Source organism: Pseudomonas sp. W5-01 (assembly GCF_046540435.1).
Taxonomy (GTDB): Bacteria; Pseudomonadota; Gammaproteobacteria; order Pseudomonadales; family Pseudomonadaceae; genus Aquipseudomonas; species Aquipseudomonas graminis_B.
In genome coordinates, this window is the sequence record NZ_JAXCIP010000003.1 from 386,035 (window position 1) to 412,703 (window position 26,669).

16 protein-coding genes and 2 tRNA genes are annotated in these 26,669 nt (G+C 61.5%); 10 read left to right on the forward strand and 8 right to left on the reverse strand.

Annotated elements, in window-relative coordinates; genetic code table 11:
• Positions 1–14: 14 nt before the first annotated feature.
• Positions 15–3,488, reverse strand: a complete 3,474-nt coding sequence (locus tag SLW75_RS11770) for a hybrid sensor histidine kinase/response regulator (RefSeq protein ID WP_296307026.1) — start codon at positions 3,486–3,488, stop codon at positions 15–17.
• Between the two features lie 247 nt (positions 3,489–3,735).
• Here SLW75_RS11770 and SLW75_RS11775 point away from each other — a divergent pair, with 247 nt between their 5' ends.
• Positions 3,736–4,878, forward strand: a complete 1,143-nt coding sequence (locus tag SLW75_RS11775) for a TDT family transporter (RefSeq protein WP_410934522.1) — start codon at positions 3,736–3,738, stop codon at positions 4,876–4,878.
• A 142-nt stretch (positions 4,879–5,020) separates the two neighbouring features.
• On the forward strand, positions 5,021–6,892 hold the full coding sequence (locus tag SLW75_RS11780; protein WP_410934523.1) for an MFS transporter: 1,872 nt from the start codon (positions 5,021–5,023) through the stop codon (positions 6,890–6,892).
• A gap of 258 nt (positions 6,893–7,150) precedes the next feature.
• On the opposite strand, the gene SLW75_RS11785 is transcribed toward SLW75_RS11780, so the two are convergent.
• Together SLW75_RS11785 and rdgC are read right to left on the reverse strand one after the other, a co-directional pair.
• The gene (locus SLW75_RS11785) at positions 7,151–8,113 is read right to left on the reverse strand and encodes a bile acid:sodium symporter family protein (protein ID WP_410934524.1); all 963 of its coding nucleotides are present in this window, start codon (positions 8,111–8,113) and stop codon (positions 7,151–7,153) included.
• Positions 8,114–8,194: 81 nt separating this feature from the next.
• Positions 8,195–9,115 (reverse strand): recombination-associated protein RdgC, encoded by a 921-nt coding sequence (rdgC, locus tag SLW75_RS11790; RefSeq protein ID WP_410934525.1) that lies wholly within the window; start codon positions 9,113–9,115, stop codon positions 8,195–8,197.
• Between the two features lie 159 nt (positions 9,116–9,274).
• Between rdgC and SLW75_RS11795 the strand changes: the two genes are divergently transcribed.
• Positions 9,275–9,350 (forward strand) — tRNA-Val (locus SLW75_RS11795).
• A 19-nt stretch (positions 9,351–9,369) separates the two neighbouring features.
• Positions 9,370–9,446 (forward strand) — tRNA-Asp (locus SLW75_RS11800).
• A 546-nt stretch (positions 9,447–9,992) separates the two neighbouring features.
• Here SLW75_RS11800 and nirD read toward each other — a convergent pair.
• Positions 9,993–10,388, reverse strand: coding sequence for a nitrite reductase small subunit NirD (nirD, locus tag SLW75_RS11805; protein ID WP_410934526.1), 396 nt, complete (start codon positions 10,386–10,388; stop codon positions 9,993–9,995).
• Positions 10,385–12,946, reverse strand: coding sequence for a nitrite reductase large subunit NirB (nirB, locus tag SLW75_RS11810; RefSeq protein ID WP_410934527.1), 2,562 nt, complete (start codon positions 12,944–12,946; stop codon positions 10,385–10,387). Before nirB ends, nirD begins: the two co-directional genes overlap by 4 nt.
• Positions 12,947–13,539: 593 nt before the next feature.
• On the opposite strand from nirB, the gene SLW75_RS11815 reads away from it, so the two are divergent.
• From SLW75_RS11815 to SLW75_RS11835, 5 genes are all read left to right on the forward strand, one after another.
• Positions 13,540–17,346: a molybdopterin-dependent oxidoreductase gene (locus SLW75_RS11815; protein ID WP_410934528.1), complete on the forward strand. Its 3,807-nt coding sequence runs from the start codon at positions 13,540–13,542 to the stop codon at positions 17,344–17,346.
• A gap of 192 nt (positions 17,347–17,538) precedes the next feature.
• Positions 17,539–18,327: an FKBP-type peptidyl-prolyl cis-trans isomerase gene (locus SLW75_RS11820; RefSeq protein WP_065986831.1), complete on the forward strand. Its 789-nt coding sequence runs from the start codon at positions 17,539–17,541 to the stop codon at positions 18,325–18,327.
• Between the two features lie 428 nt (positions 18,328–18,755).
• The gene (locus SLW75_RS11825) at positions 18,756–19,205 is read left to right on the forward strand and encodes a YkvA family protein (RefSeq protein WP_065986833.1); all 450 of its coding nucleotides are present in this window, start codon (positions 18,756–18,758) and stop codon (positions 19,203–19,205) included.
• 143 nt (positions 19,206–19,348) lie between these two features.
• Positions 19,349–19,705 carry a helix-turn-helix domain-containing protein gene (locus tag SLW75_RS11830; protein WP_410928059.1) on the forward strand — a complete coding sequence of 119 codons (357 nt, stop codon included), beginning with the start codon at positions 19,349–19,351 and terminating at the stop codon, positions 19,703–19,705.
• Positions 19,702–20,076 carry a hypothetical protein gene (locus tag SLW75_RS11835; protein ID WP_065986840.1) on the forward strand — a complete coding sequence of 125 codons (375 nt, stop codon included), beginning with the start codon at positions 19,702–19,704 and terminating at the stop codon, positions 20,074–20,076. The genes SLW75_RS11830 and SLW75_RS11835 overlap by 4 nt, the downstream gene beginning before the upstream one ends.
• Before the next feature lie 122 nt (positions 20,077–20,198).
• On the opposite strand, the gene SLW75_RS11840 is transcribed toward SLW75_RS11835, so the two are convergent.
• Together SLW75_RS11840 and SLW75_RS11845 are read right to left on the reverse strand one after the other, a co-directional pair.
• Positions 20,199–21,989, reverse strand: coding sequence for a bifunctional diguanylate cyclase/phosphodiesterase (locus SLW75_RS11840; RefSeq protein WP_410934529.1), 1,791 nt, complete (start codon positions 21,987–21,989; stop codon positions 20,199–20,201).
• A 120-nt stretch (positions 21,990–22,109) separates the two neighbouring features.
• On the reverse strand, positions 22,110–24,191 hold the full coding sequence (locus tag SLW75_RS11845) for a carboxy terminal-processing peptidase (protein WP_208600730.1): 2,082 nt from the start codon (positions 24,189–24,191) through the stop codon (positions 22,110–22,112).
• 144 nt (positions 24,192–24,335) lie between these two features.
• Between SLW75_RS11845 and SLW75_RS11850 the strand changes: the two genes are divergently transcribed.
• A complete protein-coding gene (locus tag SLW75_RS11850) occupies positions 24,336–25,298 on the forward strand; it encodes an NAD(P)H-quinone oxidoreductase (RefSeq protein ID WP_410934530.1) in 963 nt (320 codons plus the stop codon).
• Positions 25,299–25,364: 66 nt separating this feature from the next.
• Here the strand turns inward: SLW75_RS11850 and SLW75_RS11855 are convergent, their stop codons facing one another.
• Entirely contained in the window at positions 25,365–26,453 is a 1,089-nt protein-coding gene (locus SLW75_RS11855; RefSeq protein ID WP_410934531.1) for an Ig-like domain-containing protein, read from the reverse strand.
• Positions 26,454–26,669 lie beyond the last annotated feature (216 nt).

Sequence of the window (26,669 nt, forward strand, 5' to 3'; positions counted from 1 at the left end):
GGCTGCGGTCAGGGTCAACCCAGCCGCACGTGCCGACTCAACAATGCCCGCAGCGCTGCGGGTTTCACCGGTTTGGCGAGGTATTCCAGGCCGGCGGCGTGTACCTGGGCGATCAGCTCCGGGCGGCCGTCGGCGCTGATGACGACGCCGGGGACCGGCTCACCCAATTGCGTGCGCAGCCACGCCATTAGTTCGGTGCCGATCTCGCCGTGGTCCAGGTGGTAATCCACCAAGGCCAGGTGCGGGCGAACGCCGTCGCTGAGCAGCGCCTGGCATTCCTCGCGATTGCGCGCCGTCCAGACCTGACACCCCCAGCGGCTCAGCAGGCTGTTCATGCCGATCAGGATGCTGTCTTCGTTGTCGACGCACAGAATCTGGGTGCCGTTCAGCGCGGCGCGCACAGGTTCGGTCGGCGCAGCGGCCGGCGTCGGCAACGCAGGCGCCAGCGGCACCGTAACGCTGAAAAGGCTGCCCTGACCCGGCCACGAACGCACTTCCAGCGAGTGACCGAGCACGCGGCACAAGCCGTCGGCAATCGCCAGTCCCAAACCCAGGCCCTTCTCGGCGCGCGTCTGGTGGCTGTCAAGCCGCTTGAACTCCTCGAAAATCACCTGCCGCTTGTCCTCGGGAATACCCGGCCCCCGGTCCCACACTTCCAGGCTCAGTTGCCCGTTACGGCGCCGCACCCCCAGCAGAATCGGCCCCTTGGCGTAACGAAACGCATTAGTCAGGAAGTTCTGCAGCACCCGCCGCAGCAGTTTGGCGTCGCTGGCCACACGCAATGTGCTGCCGCGCACGCGGAAGTCCAGGCCCTGCTCCTGAGCGAGGGCCTTGAATTCGGCACCGAGGGTTTCAAACAGATTATTCAGCGCAAACGGCGTGATGGTCGGCGTGAACTTGCCGTTCTCCAGACGCGAAATATCCAGCAGGTCGCTGATCAGGTCTTCGGCCGAACGCAGCGAGCTGTCCAGATGATGGATCAGCTGTTTCGCTTCCGCCGGCACATTGTCATCGTTGTGCAGCAGGGCCGCGGAGAACAAACGCGCGGCATTCATGGGCTGCATCAAGTCATGGCTGACGGCGGCGAGAAAGCGCGTTTTCGACTGATTGGCCGCTTCCGCATGGGCCTTGGCTTCGGTCAACGCCGTGTTCAACTGCGACAGCTCCCGCGTCCGCTCGGCCACGCGCTGCTCAAGGCTTTCGTTGGCGCCCTTGAGCGCCTGCTCGGCCTCGCGGAAGGCGGTGATGTCAGTGAAGCTCATCACGAAGCCGCCGCCGGGCATCGGGTTGCCGATCAGCTCGATCACCTGGCCATTGGGAAACAACCGCTCGGACGTATGTGCGCGGCCTTGGCGCATCCAGTGCAGCCGCCGGGCGACGTGCACCTCCGCTTCACCAGGCCCGAGCAAACCGCGCTCGGCGTTGTAGCGGATGATGTCGGCGATGGGCCGTCCCACGCTGATCAGGCCTTCCGGGTAATTGAACAGCTCCAGATAGCGCGCGTTCCAGGCCACCAGTCGCAGGGATTGATCCACCACGCTGATGCCCTGGGTGATGTTTTCGATGGCGCCTTGCAGCAGGGCGCGGTTGAACTGCAGCACTTCGGAGGCTTCGTCGGCGATGCGCACCACGTCTTCGAGTTGCATGTCGCGGCCTTCAATCGCCGCCTTGACCACCGCCCGTGTCGACGACGTGCCCAGCACCCCCGCCAGCAAGCGTTCGGTGTGGGCGATCCAGTCGCCGTTGGCGTTCTGGTTGGGGTTGAAGCCTTTGCCCTGGCGGTAGGCGAAGCGGATGAAGCTCTGCTGCGCGCGCTCTTCGCCGACAAAACGCGCCGAGAGCTTGAGCAAGTCTTCGATCTGCACCGCCAGCAGCGAGCGGTTGTTGGGCCGCGCCTGCAATTCCTGACCGATAAAACGGCCCGCCTGCCAGTGTTCCGACACGCGGGTTCGCGACAGCAGCGAGACCCACACAAACAACGCGAAGTTGCCGATCATCGACAGGACCACGCCCTGGGTCAGCGGACTGATCGGCAGATTGAACGGGTTGCTGTGCAGCCATGCCAACAGCGGAAAACTGCTCAGCGACCACCCCATGCTGTGGGCGATGATCGGCAGCACCAGCGTGTAAAACCAGATGAACACCCCGGCAGCGAGCCCGGCGAACACACCGCGTCGATTGGCCGGCTTCCAGTACAGCGCGCCGATCATCGCCGGCATCAATTGCGTGATGGCGGCGAAGGCGATCTGGCCGATGGTCGCCAGGCTCGCAGTCGATCCCAGCAGTCGATAGCTGACGTACGCGAGCAGCAGGATGACCACAATGCTGACCCGGCGCACCGAGAGCATCCAGTGGCGGAACGCCTCGAACGGACGCTCGGCGGTTTTGCGCCGCAGCAGCCACGGCAGCAGCATGTCGTTGGAGACCATGGTCGACAGCGCGACGCTGGCGACGATGACCATCCCCGTGGCGGCCGATGCGCCGCCAATGAACGCCAGCATCGCCAGCGCCGGGTGTGCATGGGCCAGCGGCACGCTGATCACGAATGAGTCCGGCAGCACCGAGGCGGGCAGCAGCATCTGCCCGGCGAGCGCAATCGGCACCACGAAAACGGCTGCGAGCAGCAGGTAGGCAGGGAACACCCATTTGGCCAGGCGCAAATCTTCGGGCTCGATGTTCTCCACCACGGTGACGTGAAACTGCCGGGGCAGGCAGATGATCGCCATCATGGCGACGCCGGTCTGCACCACCATCGACGGCCAGTTGACCGTTTCTTTCCAGTATTCCTCCAGGCGCGGTGCGAGCATGGCCTGGTTGAACAGGTCATCCACACCGTCGTACAGGCCAAACGTCACGAACGCGCCAACGGCCATGAAGGCGAACAGCTTGACCAGCGACTCGAAGGCGATCGCCAGGACCATGCCGCGGTGGTGCTCGGTGGCGTCGAGATTGCGCGTGCCGAAGACGATGGTGAAGAGCGCCAGTACCAGCGACACGATCAGCGCGGTGTCCTGGGCGCGAGTGCCGGTGGCGTCGGCGCCGGCACCGATCAGAATGTTCACCCCCAGCACGATGCCTTTGAGTTGCAGCGCGATGTAGGGCAGCACGCCGATCAGGCAGATCAGCGCGACGACGACGGCGAGGGTTTGCGACTTGCCGTAGCGGGCGGCGATGAAGTCGGCGATGGACGTGATGTTTTCCTGCTTGCTGATCAGCACCATTTTCTGCAGCACCCAGGGCGCCAGCAGCAACAGCAGGATCGGCCCGAGGTAGATCGGCAGAAACGACCAGAGTTGTTCGGCCGCCTGGCCGACCGAGCCGAAAAACGTCCAGCTGGTGCAGTAAACCGCCAGCGACAGGCTGTACACCCAGGCGCGCAGGCGCGGCGGCAGCGGGGTGCTGCGACGGTCACCGTAAAAGGCGATGGCGAACATGATGGCCATATAGGCCAGGGCGACGGCAGCGATCAGCCCGCTGGACAGCGACATGGGAACTCCGGAGGCAAGCGGCTAGCGGTTTCGGTGGCGATCCTTCGCCGGCCGGACAGTCTCGCACGCCGCGTAGGGTTCGTCTGTTACGACCAAGGTCTGAGCGGCGCGGTGTCGCAGGGGCGCAGCGAATACATGGTCAACGCATATCTGGGAAATCTATGAGGTATAGCTAAATTACCCGCTTATTCGATATCAGCTGCCGTCCTACTATGGGTGCCACCTCACACGAGGACAGGAGCCCGCCATGACCCACGCCATGTTCATCCCGCAAAGACCCTTCAGCCAACTGAGTCACCCTCGGGAAGTCATCCGCCAATTCACCCCCAACTGGTTCGCCGCGACAATGGGCACCGGCATTCTCTCGGCGGTGCTGGTGCAGCTTCCGGTGGCCATTCCCGGCCTGTTCCAGCTGGCGGAAGCCTTGTGGATGCTGAACGTCGTCCTGTTCCTGACCTTCAGTGCGCTCTATATCGCCCGCTGGGTGATGTTTTTCGACGAGGCGCGGCGGGTGTTCGGGCATTCCACGGTGTCGATGTTTTTCGGCACGATTCCCATGGGCCTGGCGACCCTTATTAACGGGTTGCTCACCTTCGGCCTGCCGCATTGGGGCGATGCCGTGCTGCCGTTCGCCGAGCTGTTGTGGTGGCTGGACGTGGCGATGTCTCTGGCCTGCGGCGTGCTCATCCCGTTTCTGATGTTCACCCGCCAGGAACACCGCATCGATCAGATGACCGCCGTCTGGCTTCTGCCCCTTGTCGCCTGCGAAGTGGCGGCGGTGAGCGGCGGGCTGCTGGCGCCGCATCTGGCCGACAGTCACAGCCAATTCAGCGTGCTCATCACCAGCTACGTGCTGTGGGCGATGTCGGTGCCGGTGGCGTTCAGCATCCTGACCATCCTGTTGCTGCGCATGGCCCTGCACAAATTGCCCCACGAAAGCATGGCCGCGTCGAGCTGGCTGGCCCTCGGGCCGATCAGCACTGGTGCGTTCGGGCTGATCGTGCTGGGCGCCGATTCGCCGCTGATCTTCGAGGCCAACGGCTTGCCCGGCGTCGGCGAAATCGCCTCGGGCCTTGGCCTGATTGGCGGCGTGATTTTATGGGGTGTCGGCGTGTGGTGGTGCCTGATGGCGCTGCTGATCACCGCGCGTTATCTGCGCAACGGCATCCCGTTCAACCTGGGCTGGTGGGGGTTTACCTTTCCGCTGGGTGTGTTCGCGCTGACCACCCTCAAACTGGGCGCTGTACTTCATCTGGGATTCTTTTCAGCCCTCGGTAGCGTGCTCGTCGCTGCATTGGCAGCCCTGTGGCTGATGATCATGAAGCGCACCCTGAGCGGCGCCTATAACGGCAAGCTGTTCGTCTCGCCGTGCATCGCTGCCTCACGGTAAATAACGCTCGCGCGCTCTAACGGGCTATCCGTTGGCGCGCATGCTCGACTTTGCCGCCGGTGTCGTCTTCAATGTGGCCCGGAACCGCCGTTCGGCGTTCCCATCCGTAAGCCGGCACCGGCGCCACTCAGGACCAGGGAAGATGAGTCAGTCGCAGTTCAGTTTGTTGGGTAAGCGGCGCTTTCTGCCGTTTTTCGTGACCCAGTCCCTCGGGGCGTTCAACGACAATATCTTCAAGCAGTCGCTGATCCTCGCCATTCTCTACAAGCTGAGCATCGACGGCGACCGGTCCATCTACGTCAACCTCTGCGCCTTGCTGTTCATCCTGCCTTTCTTCTTGTTCTCGGCGCTGGCCGGGCAGTTTGGCGAGAAATACCCCAAGGACAAACTGATCCGCATGATCAAGGTCCTGGAGATCGTGATCATGGTGGTGGGGGCCACCGGTTTTCTCTTCAATCACCTGTCGCTGATGCTGGCGGCACTGTTCGCCATGGGCACCCACTCGGCGCTGTTCGGGCCGGTGAAGTACTCGATTCTGCCGCAGCACCTGCATGAAAACGAACTGGTGGGCGGCAACGGCCTGGTGGAAATGGGCACGTTTCTGGCGATCCTGGCCGGCACCATCGGCGCCGGGGTCATGATGTCGGCGACCCATTACGCGCCCATCGTGGCCGCAGCGATGGTCTCGGTGGCCTGCCTGGGTTATCTCGCCAGCCGGGGCATTCCGCCGGCAGCCGCCGCTTCGCCGGACATGCGCCTGAACTGGAACATCTTCAGCGAATCCTGGGCCACCCTGAAACTCGGCCTGGGGCAGACCAAAGCGGTGTCGCGCTCCATCGTCGGCAACTCGTGGTTCTGGTTCGTCGGGGCGATTTATCTGACGCAGATCCCGGCCTACGCCAAGGACTTTCTGTACGGCGATGAAACCGTCGTCACCCTGATTCTGACCGTATTCTCCATCGGCATCGCCGCAGGTTCCATGCTCTGCGAGCGACTGTCCGGGCGCAAGGTGGAGATCGGTCTGGTGCCGTTCGGCTCCATGGGCCTCACCGTGTTCGGCCTGCTGTTGTGGTGGCATTCCGGTGATTTCCCACAGAACGTGCAGGCCAACGACTGGCTGGCGATTCTGGGTTACGGGCAGGCGTGGTGGGTGTTGCTGGACATCCTCGGCATCGGCGTCTTCGGCGGGTTTTACATCGTGCCGCTGTACGCGCTGATCCAGTCAAGGACGCCGGAGAAGGAACGCTCGCGGGTCATTGCGTCCAACAACATCCTCAACGCGCTGTTCATGGTGGTCTCGGCGATCGTTTCGATCATCCTGCTGAGCGTGGCGAAACTGTCGATTCCGCAGCTGTTCCTCGTCGTGTCGCTCATGAACATCGCGGTCAACGCCTACATCTTCAAAATCGTGCCCGAGTTCACCATGCGCTTCATGATCTGGCTGCTCAGCCACTCCATGTACCGCGTGGAGCATCGCGACCTCGACCTGATTCCGGATGAGGGCGCGGCATTGCTGGTCTGCAACCATGTCTCGTTCGTCGACGCGCTGTTGATCGCCGGCTCGGTGCGCCGGCCGATCCGCTTCGTCATGTACTACAAGATCTTCAATCTGCCGGTGCTGAATTTCGTGTTTCGCACGGCGGGCGCGATCCCGATTGCCGGCATCAAGGAGGACAAGGCGGTGTTCGACACAGCGTTCGAACGCATCGCCCATTACCTCAAGGAAGGCGAGCTGGTGTGCATCTTCCCGGAAGGCAAGCTGACCACCGACGGCGAGATCGACACCTTCAAAAGCGGCATGACCCGGGTCTTGCAGGAGACCGACGTGCCGGTGATTCCAATGGCTTTGCAGGGGTTGTGGGGCAGCTTCTTCAGCCGCGACCCGAACAAGGGCGTATTCCGCCGGCTGTGGTCGCGCGTGACGTTGGTGGCCGGGCCGGCATTGACGGGGGAAGAGTCGCAACCGGCGCTGGTGCGCGAGCGGGTGGCGAAGTTGCGGGGTGCGGTGCGGTAGTCAGAACCCCGATATTTTTCAAACTGCCGTAATTACCTTGCGGAGATTCCCGATCGTTCAGACGCCACGTTTTCGCGCAGCAAACACGATCCTGTGGGAGTGAGCTTGCTCACGAAGAGGTCGGTACATCCGCTAACCCTTCAGCGGTAGGAATACCGTCTTCGCGAGCAAGCTCACTCCCACATGGATCGCATCTGCTGGACGACTTGTGGGTGACCGGGAATCTCACCACAAAGAGCAAGCCAGCTGCGAGGCCGGTCAACCCACCACCGGCTTCTCTTCCGCGATCACCGCATCCGGCGTCATCTTCCGGAAGTACGTCGAAAGCAACGCGCCCGAAATGTTGTGCCAGACGCTGAACAGTGCGCTGGGCACCGCTGCCAGTGGCGAAAAGTGCGCGGCGGCCAGTGCGGCGCCGAGGCCTGAGTTCTGCATGCCGACTTCCAGGGACAGCGATTTGCGCTGGGCTAGCGGCAGCTTGAACAGCTTGCCGGTGAAGTAGCCCAGCAAAAAGCCGAAGCTGTTGTGCAGGATCACCACGGCCATGATCAGCAGTCCCGATTCGGCAATCTTCGCCTGACTCGCTGCCACCACCGCGCAGACGATCATCACGATACTCACCACCGACACCAGCGGCAGCACGTCGACGGCAAAGCTCACTTTGGCGCCCAGCAGGCGTTGAGCGATGACGCCCAGCACGATCGGCAGCATCACCAATTGCAGGATCGACCAGAACATCTCCATGAAGGACACCGGCAGCCACGCCGAGGCCAGCAGCCAGATCAGCGCCGGGGTCAGCAGCGGGGCGAGGAGGGTGGTGACGGCGGCGATGGCCACCGACAGCGCCAGGTCACCTTTCGCCAGCCAGGTCATGACGTTGGACGATGTGCCGCTCGGGCAGCAGCCGACCAGAATCACGCCTACGGCGATTTCCGGTGGCAGGTGAAACAGCTGGCAAAGCAGCCAGGCCACGCCGGGCATGATCACGAAATGCGCGACCACCCCCAGAGCCACGCGCCAGGGGTGGCGCACGACTTCAGAAAAATCATCGAGCTTGAGGGTCAGGCCCATGCCGAACATCACCAGCCCCAACAACGGCACGATGTACGACTTGAGGCCAATGAACCAGGACGGGAACAGGAACGCCAGCACGGCAAACAGCAGCACCCAGTACGCGAAGGTATTACCGACAAAACGACTCAACGCAGCCAGGGCGCGCATGGCCTGCTCCTTTCTTATGGGTATGAAGGTGATGCAGACGCTATGGAGCCAGCAAGCCGGCCCCTGCGTCAGTGGGCGAAATCAGATCCCCTGGGGAATCTCTTCGCCGCCCAGTGCTTCCATCAATTGCGGCAGGAAATCACCGAACGTCAGCATCATCAAGGTGAAGCTGGCGTCCTGCTGACCCAGCGCATCGTCGCCGCCGTTCTGCTCGGCTTCATCCTGCAGCAGGTCTTCGAACTTCAGGCGTTTGATACCCAGCTTGTCGTCCAGCACGAACGACAACTTGTCCTGCCACGCCAGCGACAGCTGAGTGACGACCTTGCCGGTGCTCAGGTGCAGCTGGATTTCGTCGCTGGTCAGGTCCTGACGCTTGCACTTCACAACGCCGCCGTCTTCGTGGGTGTCGCGCAGTTCGCATTCGTCCAGCACGAAGAAGTGCTCGGCGGTCTCGCCAGTCTTGACCCACTCGGTCATGACAGCGGTTGGCGCTGTTTTGACGGTCACGGGGCGGACGGGCAACGAGCCGACCACTTCACGCAGGGTCGACAGCAGGTCTTCGGCGCGCTTCGGGCTGGAAGCGTTGACCAGAATCACGCCCTGCTTGGGGGCGATGGCGGCGAACGTGGCTGAGCGACGGATAAAGGCGCGGGGCAGAAAGGCCTGGATGATTTCATCCTTCAGCTGATCGCGTTCCTTCTTATAGACCTTGCGCATCTGCTCGGTCTCGATCTCTTCGACTTTCTCTTTCAATGCATCGTTGACCACGCTGCCGGGCAGGATGCGTTCTTCCTTGCGCGCCGAGATCAGCATGAAATCACCGCTGACGTGCACCAGTGGCGCGTCTTCGCCCTTGCCGAACGGGGCGATGAAACCGTAAGTGGTCAACTCCTGGCTGGCACAGGCACGTGCAGGCTTGGTCGCCAACGCGGTTTCCAGCGCCTCGGCGTCAAATGGCAGGTCCTGGGTCAGGCGATAGACAAGCAGGTTTTTGAACCACATGGGGTACATCTCTCCTTTATACAAAGGGGGGCATTATTCGCTGCTGCGACCCTGCGGCCAACCCTGATGTAAGCCTTTGGAAGGATTATAAAATTTATTTCAAAAAGTGCTTGCCAGCTTTTTGCTCGCTCCGTAGAATGCGCGCCACACCGAAGCGAAGGGTGATTAGCTCAGCTGGGAGAGCGTCTGCCTTACAAGCAGAATGTCGGCGGTTCGATCCCGTCATCACCCACCATTCGTTTCAAGTGTTACGCGCAGCGGTAGTTCAGTCGGTTAGAATACCGGCCTGTCACGCCGGGGGTCGCGGGTTCGAGTCCCGTCCGCTGCGCCATATTGAGTTACGAGGCCCTTGAACTCCTCGTAACGACAAAGAGAGCGACCTTAGGGTCGCTTTTTTTGTGCCTGCGATTTGGTGGGCGCGGCTGATCTGAGGTGACCAGTGTCCACACTGGCCTCTTCCCGGCTAAAGCCGGTCCCACGAAAAGCACTGCGTAGTCCCGTAGGACCGGCTTCAGCCGGGAAGCTTTTGATCTGCTTTTGATCTTCGTACACAGAAGGCCCAAACACCGCCAATCGCGACTTGGGTGCAGGCTGAACGCAGGTTTCGCGCAGTGGGCCGAGCCGCATGGATGCGGCGAGAGCGCCGTCAGGACATGGATGTCCGTTCGGCGCGGGCCCACGGAGCGAGACCGGAGTGAGGGAACCCCGAGGCACGAGGGGCCCAACCAGGAGCAGGCACCCTTGGTTACTTGGGGTGCTTTTCCAAGTAACTCGCCGAAGGCGAAATGTCTGCCGTTAGGCAGACGCTCTTGACCTTCTCTCAGCCGCACCGCGCACTCGGGGACAGATTAATTTACGGTGAAGCGCTGTAAATAAATCAGTCCCCTAGACCCAAGTCCCCTAGACCCACCTCCACAACATCCCCCACCAGCCGAACCGGCCAGGTCCGCAGCCGCAGCGCTGCGTCTTCAAGGCACGTACCATCTTCCAGCCGGTAATGCTGCTTATATAGAGGCGAAGCGATCACAAGGTCCCCGCCCAAACTGCCGACCAACCCCCGACCCATCACATTCACCCCCGTCACCGGATCGCGATTGTCCACCGCAAACAACTGCGGCGCGCCGCCAATCGAGGCCACAAAAAACAGCGCCACCTGCGCATTGCCCACCAGCGCCACCACCCCGGAATTCAGCACCAGATCCTCGCGCACACACACCGCGCGCCACACCTGAGCTTTTGGCATCTCCCTCACAGCCGCATTGGCCTGGCTCATCGTGAAACCTCCACAGCAGCAATCAGATTCAACTCTTCAGCGCGAGCGGGACGACGCTGGCTGCGCTCCTTGACGAAATGAATGTCCGGGTCAGCGCCCTTGTCATTGACGAACGTGCGGAAACGCTTGAGTTTCTCCGGGCTCTTCAGCGCATTCGCCCACTCGCATTCATAACGGTCGACCACCAACTGCATCTGCGCCTCCAGTTCAGCTGCCAGCCCCAGGCTGTCCTCGATCACCACCGCTTTCAGAAAATCCAGCCCGCCTTCAATGGACTCGCGCCAGACCGACGTTCTCTGCAACTTGTCAGCGGTGCGGATGTAAAACATCAGCACGCGGTCGATGTAGCGAATCAGCGTCTCGTCGTCCAGATCGGTGGCGAACAGCTCGGCGTGGCGCGGGCGCATGCCGCCGTTGCCGCACACGTAGAGATTCCAGCCGTTCTCCGTGGCGATCACGCCGATGTCCTTGCTCTGGGCTTCGGCGCATTCACGGGTGCAACCGGACACCGCGAACTTCAGCTTGTGGGGTGAACGCAGGCCCTTGTAGCGGTCCTCGATGTTGAGCGCCATCTGCACGCTGTCCTGAATGCCGTAACGGCACCAGGTGCTGCCGACGCAGGACTTCACCGTCCGCGTCGATTTGCCGTAGGCATGGCCGGTCTCGAACCCGGCGGCGATCAGCTCGGCCCAGATGTCCGGCAGCTCATGCAGTTGCGCGCCGAACAGGTCGATGCGCTGGCCACCAGTGATCTTGGTGTACAGGTCGTATTTCTTCGCGACCGCGCCAATGGCGATCAAGCCGTCGGCAGTGATTTCGCCCGCCGGGATGCGCGGCACCACTGAGTACGTGCCGTTCTTCTGCATGTTGGCCATGAACGTGTCGTTGGTGTCCTGCAGCGGCACCAGCGACGGGTCCATGATCGGCCGATTCCAGCACGAGGCGAGGATCGAGCCGACGGTGGGCTTGCAGATGTCGCAACCCAGATGGCCTTTGCCGTGGCGGGCCAGCATCTCGTCGAAGCTTTCGATGTTTTCCACCCGGGCGAAGGCGTACAGCTCCTGACGCGTGAAGGGGAAGTGCTCGCACAGGCTTTTATCGACGGTGACGCCGCGGGCGATCAGCTCGTGCTCGAACACGCTCTTCAGCAGCGCTGCACAACCGCCGCAACCGGTGGCGGCCTTTGTGCAGGCCTTGAGCCCGGCGAGGTCCGTGCAGCCGCCGTCGATGGCCGAGCAGATCGAGGCCTTGCTGACGTTGTGGCACGAGCAAATGGTTGCCGTGGCGGGCAGGGCATCGGCGCCAAGCGTCGGCGCGCCGTCGCTGTGGGGGAGGATCAGGCTAGACGGATTGGCCGGCAGCTTGATGCCGTTCTGCACGTATTGCAGCAAGGTGTCGTAATAGCTGTTGTCACCCACCAGCACGGCGCCGAGCACCTTTTTGCCATCGGCGGACACCACCAGGCGGCGATAACTGCCGGTGGCCTCGTCGATAAACCGGTAGCTGCGCGCGCCCGTCAACGCGCCGTGGGCATCGCCGATGGAGCCAACGTCGACGCCCAGCAGTTTGAGTTTGGTCGACATGTCGGCGCCGAAGAATGGCTCGGCGGTCAGGTCGCACAATTGCGCGGCGACGTTGCGCGCCATTTGATAACCCGGCGCGACGAGGCCGAAAACGCTGCCGTTCCAGGCGGCGCACTCACCGATGGCAAAAATGTCGGCGTCGCTGGTGCGGCAATGTTCGTCGATGGCGATGCCGCCGCGCGGGCCCAGCGCCAGTTCACACTGGCGGGCGAGGGCGTCCTGGGGGCGTATGCCGGCAGAGAAGACGATCAGATCGGTTTCGAGGAATTCATCGCCGGCGAAATTCATCCGGTAGCGGTATTCCTCACCCGCGCTGATGGATTGCGTCGCGCGAGACAGGTGCACGCCCACGCCCAGCGCTTCGATGCGCGCCTTCAGGGCGGCGCCGCCGTGGTCATCCAGCTGCACCGGCATCAGGCGCGGCGCGAATTCCACCACGTGGGCTTCCAGGCCCAGGGACTTCAGCGCGTTGGCCGCTTCCAGTCCCAACAGCCCGCCGCCGACCACCACGCCGCGTTTTGCCTGGCTGGCGGCGGCGCGGATGGTGTCGAGGTCGTCCAGGGTGCGGTAGACCAGCCGAGAATGGCCTTCAGCGCCTTCGATGGGCGGCACGAAAGGATAGGAACCCGTCGCCAGCACCAGCTTGTCGTACCCGAAGCTGCCCTTGGCGGTGATCACTTCGCGCCGCGCCCGGTCGATTTCCAGCACCGGCACACCCAGGTGCAGCGCAAGCCCGGTCTGCTCATATAAAGAAGCAGCGCTCATCGCCAGTGACTCGGCGTCGCGACCACCAAAGTATTCGGACAGATGCACGCGGTCATAGGCGCGCTGGCCTTCCTCACCGAACACATGAATGCGATAGTGCTCAAGGGCGCCGGCGGCGATCAGTTGCTCGACGCAGTGGTGACCCACCATGCCGTTGCCGATGACGATGAGGGTTTGGACGTCGTTGAGTGGGGCGACTGTGGTGTTCATATCGAGTCCCGGCCAAGGCCAATCAGGTTTTTCGAAAGCAAAAAAAAAGGCGCCCGGAACCTCTCGGTTCCAGGCGCCTTTGCCTGTTCTTTTAGGGGTTGCCGCGCGACCACAGTGTCGACGCCAACCTGGTGAGCCCGACGCCGCGAACGGCTGGCGGTCCGCGTTGACCGGCCAGGGCTGCCAACCGCGTGTTCAGGCTGGACTTGATAAGAGACTTAGCAATGGCTGTGCCAGTGGGAATATCGACGCGCCCGCCCCGTTTCTTTCCGGCCAGATGCGCAGGTTTGACGGGCCAGAAGCGTGATCGTTATTCGATCTCGTCGCCCTCCATAGCGAACGGTTCCGGCTCGAAAAGGGTGCGATTTACACTGGTGCGCCCCACGGTGAAGCTCAACGCCCATTGATCGTGTGAGCAACTTTCGCTGAAACCGCCCGCTGCACGTTCCACGGCCAGGCTGGCCTGCTCTTTGCAATATCCTGTTCACAGGCAATCAACGCCGATTGCCATATTCACGACAAAGGCGCCGTGTGCTCTCCGTTTTCCAACGGATGAGAACAGGGCGTCTTTTTTTGCTTTCAGGAAACGGAATATGGCGAGCAGCAGCGTAAAGAGCGTGTGTCCTTATTGTGGCGTAGGTTGCGGCATCGTCATGCAGGTCGAGGACAACCGGGTCATCAAGGTCGTCGGCGACAAGACGCACCCGAGCAATTTCGGCCGACTGTGTACCAAAGGCACCACCTGCGGCCAGGCGATTGCCGAGTCGGGGCGGATGGAGTCCGCCTACATCCGCCATCAGCGCAGCCACGAGCCAGTGCGCGCGGAAATGGACGCCGCCATCAGCGAAACCGCCCGGCGCTTGCGTAGGATTCTGGATCGCGACGGCCCGGGCGCACTGGCGTTTTACGTCTCGGGGCAGATGTCCCTGGAGGCGCAATACCTGGCCAACAAGCTTGCCAAAGGCTTCGTGCGCACGGCCAATATCGAATCCAATTCGCGGCTGTGCATGGCCAGCGCGGGCAGCGGCTACAAGCTTTCGTTGGGCGCGGACGGCCCGCCGGGGTCCTACGATGACTTCGACAAGGCCGATCTGTTTTTCGTGATCGGCGCCAATATGGCCGACTGTCATCCCATCCTGTTCCTGCGCATGATGGACCGGGTCAAGGCCGGGGCGAAGCTGATCGTCGTCGACCCACGGCGCAGTGCCACCGCCTACAAGGCCGGCTTGTTCCTGCAAATCAAACCGGGCACCGACCTCGCGCTGCTCAATGGGCTGTTGCACTTGCTGGTGAAGAACGGCGACACCGATGCCGACTTCATTGCCTCGTTCACCCAGGGCTGGGACGTCATGCCCGAATTCCTCGCAGAGTACACGCCCGCTTACGTCGCGCAGATCACCGGCCTGGCCGAAGTCGACATCCGTCAGGCTGCGCGGATGATCGGCGCGGCGCAGGAGTGGATGAGTTGCTGGACCATGGGCCTGAACCAGAGCACCCACGGCACCTGGAACACCAATGCGCTGTGCAACCTGCACCTGGCGACCGGAGCGGTTTGCCGGCCCGGCAGCGGTCCGTTTTCCCTGACCGGCCAACCGAATGCCATGGGCGGAAGGGAAATGGGCTACATGGGCCCGGGACTTCCCGGACAGCGCTCGGTGTTGGTAGACGCCGACCGCCGCTTCATCGAAGACATCTGGCGCATCCCGGAGGGCAGCATCCCGCACATGCCCGGCGGCGGCACCATCGACCTGTTCGAGCAGATGCGCGAGGGCGTGATCAAGGCCTGCTGGATCATCTGCACCAACCCGGTCGCCAGCGTTGCCAACCGCACCACGGTCATCGACGCCCTGAAGACCGCCGAACTGGTCATCACCCAGGACGCCTTCCTCGACACCGAGACCAATCGCTACGCCGACATCTTGTTGCCGGGCGCGCTCTGGGCTGAGGCGGAAGGGGTGATGATCAATTCCGAACGCAATCTAAACCTGACACAGAAAGCCGTCGATGCACCGGGCCAGGCGTTGCCGGACTGGCAGATCATCGCCAGGGTCGCCTGTGAAATGGGCTTCGCTGATGCTTTCAGTTATGCCTGCGCCGAAGCGGTGTTCGAGGAAATCAAACAGGCGTGGAACCCTGCCACGGGCTACGACATTCGCGGCGCCAGCTATGGGCGGCTGCGGGATCAACCGGTGCAGTGGCCGTGTGCGCCCAATGACGAGCGCGTGCGCAATCCGATTCGCTACCTCAGCGAGATCAACGCGCGGCCCGTCGAGCGGGGCATACCAGCACGCCCGGCGATTGTCTTTCCCACCGCAAACGGCAAGGCGGTATTTTTCCCACGCCCGCACATGCCTGCAGCTGAACTGCCCAACGATGCATTTCCCATGGTGCTTAATACCGGCCGCCTGCAACACCAGTGGCACACCCTGACCAAGACCGGGAAAGTCCCGACACTGAACGCGCTAAATGCCCGTCCGTTCGTCGAGCTGCACCCCGACGATGCCCTTGCGCTGGGCATCCGCGAAGGCGATGGCGTGGAAATCCGTTCCGTACGAGGCCTGGCGGTGTTGCCTGCGGTGATCAGCGACCGCGTGCTGCCGGGCAACTGCTTCGCGCCCTTTCACTGGAATGACGTGTATGGCGAAAAGCTGGCGATTAACGCCGTGACCAACGACGCCGTCGACCCGATCTCCCGCCAGCCCGAATTCAAGTGTTGTGCGGTCGCCTTGCGCAAGGTCGAGCTGATCGGGCATCGCTTCCTCAATGTGCCCCAAGTCGACTCCGAGACGCAGACAGCACCTGACCATGCGCCGCTGTTGACGCTGCTCTGGGCATCACAAACCGGCAATGCCGAAGCGTTGGCCCGGCAGTTCGCCGACCGGTTGAAGACTGCCGGCGTACCCGTTTACGTGGCGGCGATGGACAGTTTCCCCTGCGAGCGTCTTGACCAACTGCAGAACGTCGCACTGATCAGCAGCACCTTCGGCGACGGCGAATCACCCGATAACGGGCAACGGTTCTGGCAGTCACTGGCTGCCCGGCAAGAACGTCTGGAATCGCTGCGCTACGCCGTGCTGGCGCTGGGCGATTCGAGTTACGACCGCTTTTGCCAACACGGCAAGAACCTCGACCAGCGCCTGCAGCACTTGGGCGCTTCGTCACTGCTCCCCAGAATCGATTGCGACGGCGAATACCAGGCCCACGCAGACAACTGGTTCACCGGGTTGCAGCAGGCGCTGTCGCTGAATCTTCCTACCCCTTCAATCACCGACAACGCCCCAGCTTTTGGGAATCAGCCTTCACGGACACAGCCCCATCACGCCAAGGTGTCGCTCAACCGGCGACTGAATGCGGAGGGCGCCGCCAAGGACACGCGGCAACTGGCATTGACCCTTGAAGGTTCAGGAATGACCTATGAAGCCGGCGACGCGTTGGGGGTGTGGCCGCGCAATTGCCCTGAACTGGTGAACGAGTGGCTTGAGCTTACGGGTCTGAACGCCGAGCAACCGGTGCGTGGCGTGAAGGCTGGCGACGTGCCGCTGTGTCAGGCGCTGGCCGAGCAGTTCGAGATTGCGCGACCTGGCGCAGACACTTTGGCGTTCATCGCCGAGCGTAACGGCAGCAACGATCTGAAAACCCTGCTGACCGAACCCTTCAAAAGCGAGCTAAAGGACTGGCTGTGGGGCCGACAGTTGGCCGACGTGTTGCGTGAGTTCCCCATCGCCTGCTCTGCGCAGGAATGGCTTGATCATCTCAAGCCCCTTCAGCCGCGGCTTTATTCCATTGCGTCGAGCGCCAAGACGTATCCCGATGAAGTTCACCTGACGGTTTCCGCGGTGCGCTATGGATCGCGCAAAGGCGTGTCGTCGACCTTTCTGGCGGATCGTGCGGCCGAGTGCGAGGTGCCGATTTTCCTGCAGCCCACGCGGCATTTTCGCCCCCCGGTCGATGGCCATGTGCCGATGATCATGATCGGTCCGGGCACCGGTGTGGCGCCGTTCCGGGCGTTTCTACAGGAGCGGCGCGCCCGGGGCGATCGGGGCCGGAACTGGCTGTTCTTTGGCGAGCAGCATCAGGCCACCGACTTTTATTACCGCGACGAGCTTCAAGGCATGCAGCAGGACGGCCTGCTCACTCGGCTGAGCCTGGCGTTTTCCCGGGATCAGGCAGAGAAAATCTACGTTCAACAGCGCATACAGGAACAGGGCGCCGAACTCTGGCGCTGGCTGGAGGAGGGCGCGCACCTGTACATCTGCGGCGATGCTTCGCGGATGGCGCGGGATGTCGATCAGGCGCTGCGTCGTGTGATCAGCGAACAGGGCGGCGTCAGCCTGGAAAAGGCGGCCGAACAGTTGCGCTGTCTGACCGAGCAGAAGCGCTATGTGCGCGACGTGTATTAGCGCCGTTCTCTCCCCCCGTAGCTGTCCGCTGAACCCCAACTGAACGAATTTCTCGATCAAACAAGAAAACCTTTGGATACCTGAACTTATCTGCCTTTTCTCCCTCTCATGCCGGTAGCCATTGATCGCGGCAGCCTGATAAGCTCGCGGCTTTACTCGTTTGCCCTATTGGCGCATGAACAAGGAAACAGAATGAAACAGCATCGGTTGGCAGCGGCGATTGCCCTGGTCGGTCTGGTACTCGCGGGCTGCGACAAGCAAGCCAGCACCGTTGAGCTGAAAACCCCGGCCCAGAAAGCCTCTTACGGCATCGGCCTGAACATGGGCAAAAGCCTGGCTCAGGAAGGCATGGACGATCTGGATTCCAAAGCGGTAGCGCTGGGTATCGAAGACGCCGTTGGCAAGAAAGAGCAGAAGCTCAAAGACGAAGAGTTGGTTGCAGCATTCGGCGACCTGCAAAAGCGCGCTGAAGAGCGCATGGCCAAGATGAGCGAAGAGTCGGCAGCCGCCGGCAAGAAGTTCCTCGAAGAGAACGGCAAGCGTAAGGAAGTCACCACGACTGCTTCCGGCCTGCAATACGAAATCATCAAGAAAGCCGACGGTCCAGTACCGAAGCCGACTGATGTCGTGACCGTTCACTACGAAGGCAAGCTGACTGACGGCAAAGTGTTCGACAGCTCTGTTGAACGTGGCAGCCCGATTGATCTGCCGGTCAGCGGCGTGATCCCGGGTTGGGTCGAAGGTCTGCAGCTGATGCACGTCGGCGAGAAGGTCAAACTCTACATCCCTAGCGAATTGGCCTACGGCGCACAGAGCCCTAGCCCAATGATCCCGGCGAACTCGGTTCTGGTCTTCGACCTCGAACTGCTGGGCATCAAGGACCCTGCTGCTGCAGGCGCCAATGATGCTGCCGCCGGCGCTGATGAAGAAGAAGAGGCTGCCCCGGCCGCCGAACCGGCCAAGCCAGCCGCCAAGAAGTAATCGTTCGTAAGTTCGGTTACCGCTTGAAAGAAATGCCCCGTCTCGACGGGGCATTTTCATTTCCGGGCCTATTTCATCGAACCGGCATGGACGGGCAGAGTCCCATGTCGGTCAGTCAACGGGCTTTAACCCGGGATTTGTCGGAGGCTGCGGGGCGCTCATCGCGGTCCTCATTGGATTGTGGCTAGCGCCACAGCCCCAGTGAGTCAACGATTTTCGCGGGTTTTTATGTGTGTAAAAAACGCGCGATCTAAGTCCGGCCCCTGTAGAACGGGCGTTCCGACCCCGAAAAGCGGGTCTGTTCACAAGGTTATCCACAATTTGTGTGGATAACCTTTGGGGGCGGAACCCGCACACGCGTCAGCAGGCGACTGCGGCTTACGCAGTCAGCCGGAATGTCGATTTTTATCGGTAATCGTGGAGTGGATATGAAAGCACCCTGGAATCTCATTCGTTATCTGCCCATGGCCAAGCGCTTGATGGCCGCAGGTCGCCTGCCCGCGTTGCTGTTCGCCGTTGCAGGTAAAACCGCCAGTGAGGGCGGTCGGCTGGGCAAGATCAAAGACGATTTGAAACTGCTTCAAGCGCTGTGCCTGGCCTACTGGCGCGGGGAATATCGCGCTATCAGCGGTAAGGCGATTCTCTCTATCGTGGCCGGTCTGATGTATTTCCTCAGCCCACTGGATGCGATTCCCGACTGGATCCCCGGCTTGGGTATGCTGGACGACATCGCCGTCCTGGCTTGGGTGATGAAGCACCTCGAAGCCGAGCTCAGCGCATTCCGTGCCTGGCGCGAATTGCAGAACCCGGAGAAGCTCGCGGTGGTCGAGCGTTTGCCGGCAACGCCTGTCCTGCTGGAGCACGAGAAAAAGATTTGAACGCGGGTTGGTGCAGCTCATCCATTCCGTCGCCAGTGCTGCAGTGATCCCCACACCCAAGTCGTAGCCAACCGCTGTTAAGATGCCGCCCATACTTAGAAAAAGACTGCTTAAAAGCGTGTTTAGTCCTACAGGGGAGCGTTATGGATCTTCAGGTTATTTCGCGCGATGGAGAGCCGGAATATGCGGTGCTGCCATGGGCGCAGTATCAGGCCCTGTTGCGCGCCGCAGGTGTTGCGCCTGGCCCGGAGCCAGAGGCGGCTACCCACACCCAGGCCGAGTCTGAACAGTCCTCATCCGCCGCAGACCTGCCTTCTTTATCTCAGTTGGGTGCATTGCGCGAGGCCAAGGGCCTGGCAGTGGCGCAACTGGCGCGCACGGTCGGCATCAGTCCTTCTTACCTGGACCTGATTGAGAGCGGCGCCCGTGAGCCGGACGCGGCCATTCGCCGGAGTCTGGCGTGGGAGCTGGGCGTCGCGGGCTGGCGGGGTGAGGCATGAGCGTGCGGATCAGTCGCCAGCACTGGGACGGGCTGCTCGCCGAACTGGACCTGGCCCGTCGTCAGCGTCATCTGGTGACCTATCGCGCGTTGCTTGAGCGGTTGCAATTACCCACCCCCGCCATGCAAACCCTGACTGCCGCCCTTGAACACCTCGCCGCCCTCGACGCCCGCGCCGAGCAGCCATTGCGCAGTTCGTTGGTGATCAGTCAGGGCGCCAGCCGTCTGCCTCGCACCGGGTTCTTTGAATGCGTCGAACGCCTCGGCCGTTTCTCCGGACCCTCTGACGGCATCGCTGCAGCGTCCTGGCACGCCTCGGAAGTGGCCCGCGTGTTTGAATTCGAGTATGCGCAGCCGGTAAAGCCGGAGTAGAGCATCTTCTGATTCGAGGTATGCCGAACTGTCGCCTTCGCGAGCAAGCTCGCTCCCACATGGCTAGTGTTGTACTCGGGATTTCAAGATTGACCCCAACCCCATTTCTGAAAAACGGCGGCTCACCCCAACACCGCCTGATTCAGGGTCGCCATTGCCTCCGCCTCCAGCGTATTGATCACATGCACACTTGCACCGGTCACCTCCTTGGCGTGGTGCTTGGCCTGGGACGCCAGTTCGGCAAGCTGGCTGGCGTCGAGGGTCGTGCAGACCTCCGGGTGCAGGTGCACAACGCCAATGGACAGCGACAGCAGCGGGAATTCCTGGCGTTGGCCCTGGCGGTTGAGCGCGACGAAGCAGCCGGCCTCCAGATGCTCGGCGCGGTAGAAGCGTCGGCACTGGTTCTGGAAATCTTCCAATAACATGTTCAGGCGTTTGCGCCAGTCGTCCGAGCCCAGCACCATCAGGAAATCGTCGCCGCCGATGTGGCCGACAAAGTCGCGGCTCGGGTCAATCCGGTCGTTCAGGCACTGCGCCAGACACAGCAGAACCTCGTCGCCGCGCCCATAGCCGTAAATGTCGTTGAAGGGCTTGAAGCTGTCGATGTCCACGTAGCAGATCATCGACTCGCGACCCTGCTGCAACAACCGGGTCAGGCATTGCTGGATCGGGACGTTGCCCGGCAACAGGGTCAGCGGGTTGGCGTAGCGCGCCTGCTGGATCTTCACTTCGGTAATCAGCTTCAGTACATCGATCACCCGGCCCAGCCCGAGGTAGAGGCCGTTCTGCATGATGATGAAATCTTCTTCGATGCGTTGACGCGCGCGGCTGGTGATCAGCCGGCTGACCTGCTGAAGCGACTGGCTCAGCTCGACGGCCAGAAAGTCGTCGCTCATCAGACGACTAATGGGCTTGCGCGCATACAGTTCGGTGGCGAAGGGCTGCAGCAGCACGTCCGACAGCGAGTGGCGGTGGACGATGCCGATCGGCTGATGCTGCTCATCCAGCACCGCCAGGGAGTTGAGATTGGCCTGCTTGCGAAACGCCTCCAGCACCGTTGCGGTGGGCGTGGTCTGCACCACCGCCGGCAGCTCGTTGAGGAGGGCGCTGAGGTCGCTGGTTTCCTCCGTCAGGGTCGCAGCGGCCGGGTCGATTTTCGGCAGCAGCGCGCGAGCGTCACGGGGCGGAAACTCCTGCGGACGGCACAGCAAATAGCCCTGAACCAGTTCGACGCCCATGTCGATCAAGACCGCCAGCTCTTCTTGCAACTCGATGCCCTCAGCGATCACCAGCGCCCGCGACGCCTTGGCCATCTGCAGCATGGAGCCCACGAACTCGCGCTTGACCGCGTCCTGATGGATGCCGTCGATGAAGTGCCGGTCGATCTTCACGTAATCCGGGCGCAGCTCGGACCACAGCCGCAGGCTCGAATACCCTGCGCCCAAGTCATCCAGGGCGATGGAGAAGCCCATATCGCGGTAGTGATACAGCGCGTTGTAGAGCAGGCCAAAGTCATCGGTCGGGGTCTGCTCGGTCAGTTCGATGACCACGCGGCTCGGTGGTATGCCGTAGCGCTGCAACAGCTGCAAGGTGCGCCCCGGCGGGTGCGAGGCTTCCAGCAGGGACTCCGGCGAGATGTTGAGAAACAGCTTGCCGTCCAGCTTCTGTTGGCTGAAGCGACGGCAAGCCGACTCGCGGCAGGCCAGTTCCAGTTCGCTCAGGCGCCCGGCCTGGCGGGCTACGGCGAACAGGCTGATGGGGGAATGCAGCGCGCTGTTGGAAGGACCGCGAGTCAGGGCTTCGTAGCCGAGAATGCGCCGATCCGATAGCGACACAATCGGTTGGAACAGGCTGTGCAAGTCGCCGCGAGTCAGAATCGAACTCAAAGCGCCCAGCTGCTCAGTCACGGTCATGGCAATCTCGGGGCAAGAAAAAGGGGCTGGACGCCTGTGGCGTCGAGCCCCGCTATTTCACGACAGCTTCATGACTGTTTGATGACGAATTGCCATCATTTTGTCACGTTTCATGGCGTTTTACTTTTTCGCCACCGAACCGCTCAAGCCCAGATAATCGAGCAAGATGCGCCCGGTTTCAGCCAGGTAGGCGTCATCCTCGGGTTTGGTCTTGTCGTCGTCAGAAGGCAGCGCGTCTTCGTCTTCCTTCTTCAGCTCTTTGAGCGGCTCTTCGCCTTTGGCCTTGCGACGCACGTTCTCCATCGCCAGCTGCTTGCTCTCGATGTCGGCGTGTTGCTTGCGGCGCTCGGCTTCGTTGAGGCTGACGGTCTTTTCGCTCATCAGCTTCTTCGCCAGCGCCAGTTTCTCTTCGATGAAGACAAACTCGGCGTCCTTGGCCGAACGCACGTCATGACGCGATTGCAGCTGGGCGAGGAACGGTTTGAACGGATCCACCGCAGGCTTGATCGCCGGCTTGATGGTGTCGTAAGTCATCGCTTCAGGCAGTGCGCTTTCGCCGATTTCCTTGGTGTCGATGATCGACGGGTAGGCGATGTCCGGCAGTACGCCCTGGTGCTGGGTGCTCTGACCGGAAACACGGTAGAACTTGGCCAGCGTCAGTTTCAGCTCGCCATGGTTCAGCGGCTGAATGGTCTGCACGGTGCCTTTACCGAAGGTCTGGCCGCCGATGATCAGCGCGCGGTGATAATCCTGCATGGCGCCGGCGAAAATCTCCGAAGCCGAGGCCGAGAGGCGGTTGACCAGCAGCGCCATCGGGCCTTTGTAGAACGCACCGCTATTCTCGTCTTCCAGCACATCGACCTTGCCGTCGGCATTACGCACCAGAACGGTCGGGCCTTTGTCGATGAACAGACTGGTCAGCTCGGTGGCTTCCTGCAACGAACCGCCACCGTTGTTGCGCAGGTCGATGACCACGCCGTCGACTTTCTCGGACTGCAATTCGGTCAGCAGTTTCTTGACGTCGCGGGTGGTGCTCTTGTACTCGGGATCGCCGGCGCGGTAGGCCTTGAAGTCCAGGTAGAAAGCGGGGATCTCGATGACGCCCAGCTTGTAATCCTTGCCGTCCTGGTTCAGATGCAGGATCGACTTCTTCGCCGCTTGCTCTTCGAGCTTCACGGCTTCGCGGGTGATCGACACGATTTTAGTGGTCTGGTCGCTCGGCGCATTGCTGGCCGGGACGATTTCCAGGCGCACGACCGAACCCTTCGGACCGCGGATCAGTTTGACCACTTCATCCAGGCGCCAGCCGATCACGTCGACCATCTCTTTGTCGCCCTGGGCAACGCCGATGATCTTGTCGGCGGTCGCCACTTGCTTGGTCTTGGCGGCAGGGCCGGCCGGCACCAGGCGCACGATCTTGACGTTGTCGTTGTCGCTCTGCAGGACAGCGCCGATCCCTTCCAGGGACAGGCTCATGTTGATGTCGAAGTTTTCCGCGCTGTCAGGTGACAGGTAGTTGGTGTGCGGATCGTAGGACATCGCGAAGGTATTCAGATAAGCCTGGAACACGTCCTCGCTGCGGGTCTGGCCCAGACGCGCGAGTTGGTTCTTGTAGCGCTTGGTCAGGGTTTCCTGAATCTTCGCCGGGTCTTTGCCGGCGATCTTCAAGCGCAGAACCTCGTCCTTGACGCGCTTGCGCCAGAGGTCGTCGAGCTCGGCTTCGTTCTTGGCCCATGGCGCGTCCTTGCGATCAACCAGCAAGGTTTCCTGAGTATTCAGGTCGATCTTGTCGACGCCCTTGCTCAGCTGCGCAAGCGCGAAATCCAGACGCGACTTGATGCGGTCCAGATAACGCTTATAGATAGTAAAGCCTGGGGCCAGGTCGCCGCTCTTGAGGAAGTCGTCGAACTGGAAACGCCACTTGTCGAACTCGGCGATGTCACTGGCGAGGAAGTAGCTGCGCGCGGGATCGAGGAGTTTCAGGTAGCTCTGATAGATGATTTCCGAACGCTTGTCGTCCAGCGGCGGCTTGCTGTAATGGTGGCGCTTGAGCAGCTCCACGACATTCAGACTGGCGATGACTTCATCGCGATCAGGTTGAAGATTATCCCAGCTGTTGGCGGCGAACGAACTGGCCGACATTGGCAGGACAGTCAGGCCAATGAGTAATGCAAGGGTGGTGCTGGGTAAAAAATGCTTCATGCTGATTCGACGCGGGGACAATTGATAACGCATATTAGGCCGTCTTTGGAGGTCGCCGGTTCGGTCAGAACACGGTCGCATAATGCAAAAAGCCCAGTGGCCGTGAGGCACATGGGCTCAGTCAAGACTCACTATGGAGGCACCGTGAAAGCATTGCAAGGCGTGGAAGGTCGTGTGGAATGGGTTGATGAGCCATCGCCGACGCTGGATGTAGGACAAGTCCGCATCCAGGTGGCAGCCGCCGGACTTAATCGTGCCGATTTGCTGCAACGCTCGGGGCATTACCCGCCACCGCCGGGTGTGACGGAAATCCTCGGCATGGAATGTTCAGGGGTGATTGCCGAGGTTGGCCCGGGCTGCGCCTGGGAAGTCGGCGACCGCGTGTGTGCGCTCGTTGCGGGCGGGGCGATGGCCGAAGAAGTCGTGGTCGACGCGCGGCATGTGCTACCGGTGCCCGAGGGGATTTCGCTGCACGAAGCAGCGGCGATACCCGAGGTGTACGCCACCGCCTGGCTCAACCTGTTTCAGCTGGCCGGTCTCCAGCCCGGCGAAAAAGTGTTGCTGCACGCCGGAGCAAGTGGAGTTGGTTCAGCTGCCATTCAGCTGTGCAAGGCCTTCGGCAACCCGGTCTGGGTCACCGTGGGCTCGGCGGAGCGGCTGGCGTATTGCGAATCCCTCGGCGCCCAGGGCGGTGTGCTGCGCAATGAGAACCTCGACGCGCTGAACGACTTTGCGCCGTTCAACGTCATCCTTGACCCGGTGGGCGCCAACTACGCGGCGCTGAACCTCAAGGTGCTTGGCGTTGAAGGTCGTCTGGTGCTGATCGGGCTGATGGGCGGAAGCAAGTCCGAGCTGGACCTCGCGAAGGTGCTGGGCAAGCGCATTCATATCCTCGGCTCGACCCTGCGCAGTCGCGACGATCAGTTCAAGGCCGACCTGCTCAGCGACCTGGGCCAACACGTCATGCCGCTGTTCACCGACGGCCGCCTGAAGCCACAACTGGCGCGCAGCTTTCCGATCAGTGAAGCCGAAGCGGCCTACGCTGAGCTGGCGACCAATCAGGTGTCTGGCAAAGTCGTGCTGGTGATCAACGAAAGCCTGGTCTGACCGCTGACGATACGGGTCGTCTGTTGCGGTGCCGAAAGGTCACCGCAGCAAACGGCCTGTGCGTCTTCAGGCGTTTCGTGGGTAGACTGAAAACGTATCGACAGCTTTGGCCGCCAGGAATACCTGCACCGCTCCATCGGACAAACTCTTGGCCCAGTACTCTTCAAAAAGTCCTGGGGCACGTTCGTTTGACCAGTACCAGCCATTGGGAATGCCTGCCGGCCAGTGGCCCCGATGTTGATCGCCAATCCTGCCCAGTTCTCCCGTATCGGACAGATGCCCACCTGGCCTTTGATACCCCACGGCTCCTCCGTGGACAAAAGAGCCAATGTGTTCCACCGTCCAGACATTACTGACCGTCACGGTGTAGTTTTTTGATTGCCCTGTGTTGTCTCTCACCGTGATCGTGGCGGCCCCGTTGCCGCGAGGGCTGACGAGTCCATCACTGGTCACATTAGCCACGCTGTCGTTGGACGAACTGTAGGTATAAGGCGGCTGACCACCGGAGGCGCTGCGAGTAATCGTGGATCCGGCCGGAAAGGTCGGCAGCGCAGGCGCTCCCGTACTTCTCCAGATCATGTAGAGCGTGGTTTGCAGCGCAACCGGGGAGACATCGAAGTCCAGAGGAGCAGCGATCGTGAATGTCCGCACTGCTGACTCTTGTTCGTTGCCGTAAAGTGCCCTGGCCTTGATTGCATGGCTCCCAATAGCTTGGTTGGTGAGCGTCCTGGTCCAGACGCCGCTGGCATTAGTGCTCGCCGTACCTTTTGACGCAGCGCCATCGAAGATCTCAATGTCTTCATTGGCCGCTGCAGTGCCGGTGATGGTCACGCTGGTATCGAGGGTGGAATCACCTTGCGGAATTTCAACGCCCCTCGAGTCCTTGACACTGGTGATGGTCGGTGCAGCCAATGCAAGGATGGTGAAGCTGTACACCGCCGACTCTTCTCCATGGCCGTTTAGAAGCTGTGCTTTTAAGGCGTGGGCGCCGACCGTGAGGTCGGTGATTGGCAGGGTCCACACTCCAGTGGCGTTTGCAGTGGTTTTGCCGATGGAAGTGCTGCCATCGAAGATTTCCACTTCGTAGTTGGCCGTTGCAGTTCCGGTTCGCTTCAGGCGGCTATCAGTGGCGGAGCTGGGCGGGGTGCTAGACATTTCGTTGACTCCTGTCAGTGAAGGCAGGCGTCATTAGGCGCCGCGTCATGAGAGTTGGCTACTGTCACAAATGACAGTTCTGAAAGAAGAAATGATCAGTACCTAAGGGCTTATGTCGAATTCGGGGGTAGCTGCTGAAAGCAAACTCATTCGCGAAGGATATTTCAGTCGACGAGGCGTGTCGGCTGTCCTTCCGTGTCGCGAATGGATTTGATC

Bases quoted from the DNA above. Each gene is read 5' to 3' on its own strand.
- SLW75_RS11855 (WP_410934531.1), bottom strand. From the start codon at position 26,453: ATGTCTAGCACCCCGCCCAGCTCCGCCACTGATAGCCGCCTGAAGCGA.
- SLW75_RS11830 (WP_410928059.1), top strand. From the start codon at position 19,349: ATGGATCTTCAGGTTATTTCGCGCGATGGAGAGCCGGAATATGCGGTG.
- nirD (WP_410934526.1), bottom strand. From the start codon at position 10,388: ATGAGCCAGGCCAATGCGGCTGTGAGGGAGATGCCAAAAGCTCAGGTG.
- nirB (WP_410934527.1), bottom strand. From the start codon at position 12,946: ATGAACACCACAGTCGCCCCACTCAACGACGTCCAAACCCTCATCGTC.
- SLW75_RS11845 (WP_208600730.1), bottom strand. From the start codon at position 24,191: ATGAAGCATTTTTTACCCAGCACCACCCTTGCATTACTCATTGGCCTG.
- SLW75_RS11820 (WP_065986831.1), top strand. From the start codon at position 17,539: ATGAAACAGCATCGGTTGGCAGCGGCGATTGCCCTGGTCGGTCTGGTA.
- SLW75_RS11840 (WP_410934529.1), bottom strand. From the start codon at position 21,989: ATGACCGTGACTGAGCAGCTGGGCGCTTTGAGTTCGATTCTGACTCGC.
- SLW75_RS11825 (WP_065986833.1), top strand. From the start codon at position 18,756: ATGAAAGCACCCTGGAATCTCATTCGTTATCTGCCCATGGCCAAGCGC.
- SLW75_RS11775 (WP_410934522.1), top strand. From the start codon at position 3,736: ATGACCCACGCCATGTTCATCCCGCAAAGACCCTTCAGCCAACTGAGT.
- SLW75_RS11770 (WP_296307026.1), bottom strand. From the start codon at position 3,488: ATGTCGCTGTCCAGCGGGCTGATCGCTGCCGTCGCCCTGGCCTATATG.
- rdgC (WP_410934525.1), bottom strand. From the start codon at position 9,115: ATGTGGTTCAAAAACCTGCTTGTCTATCGCCTGACCCAGGACCTGCCA.
- SLW75_RS11815 (WP_410934528.1), top strand. From the start codon at position 13,540: ATGGCGAGCAGCAGCGTAAAGAGCGTGTGTCCTTATTGTGGCGTAGGT.
- SLW75_RS11835 (WP_065986840.1), top strand. From the start codon at position 19,702: ATGAGCGTGCGGATCAGTCGCCAGCACTGGGACGGGCTGCTCGCCGAA.
- SLW75_RS11780 (WP_410934523.1), top strand. From the start codon at position 5,021: ATGAGTCAGTCGCAGTTCAGTTTGTTGGGTAAGCGGCGCTTTCTGCCG.
- SLW75_RS11785 (WP_410934524.1), bottom strand. From the start codon at position 8,113: ATGCGCGCCCTGGCTGCGTTGAGTCGTTTTGTCGGTAATACCTTCGCG.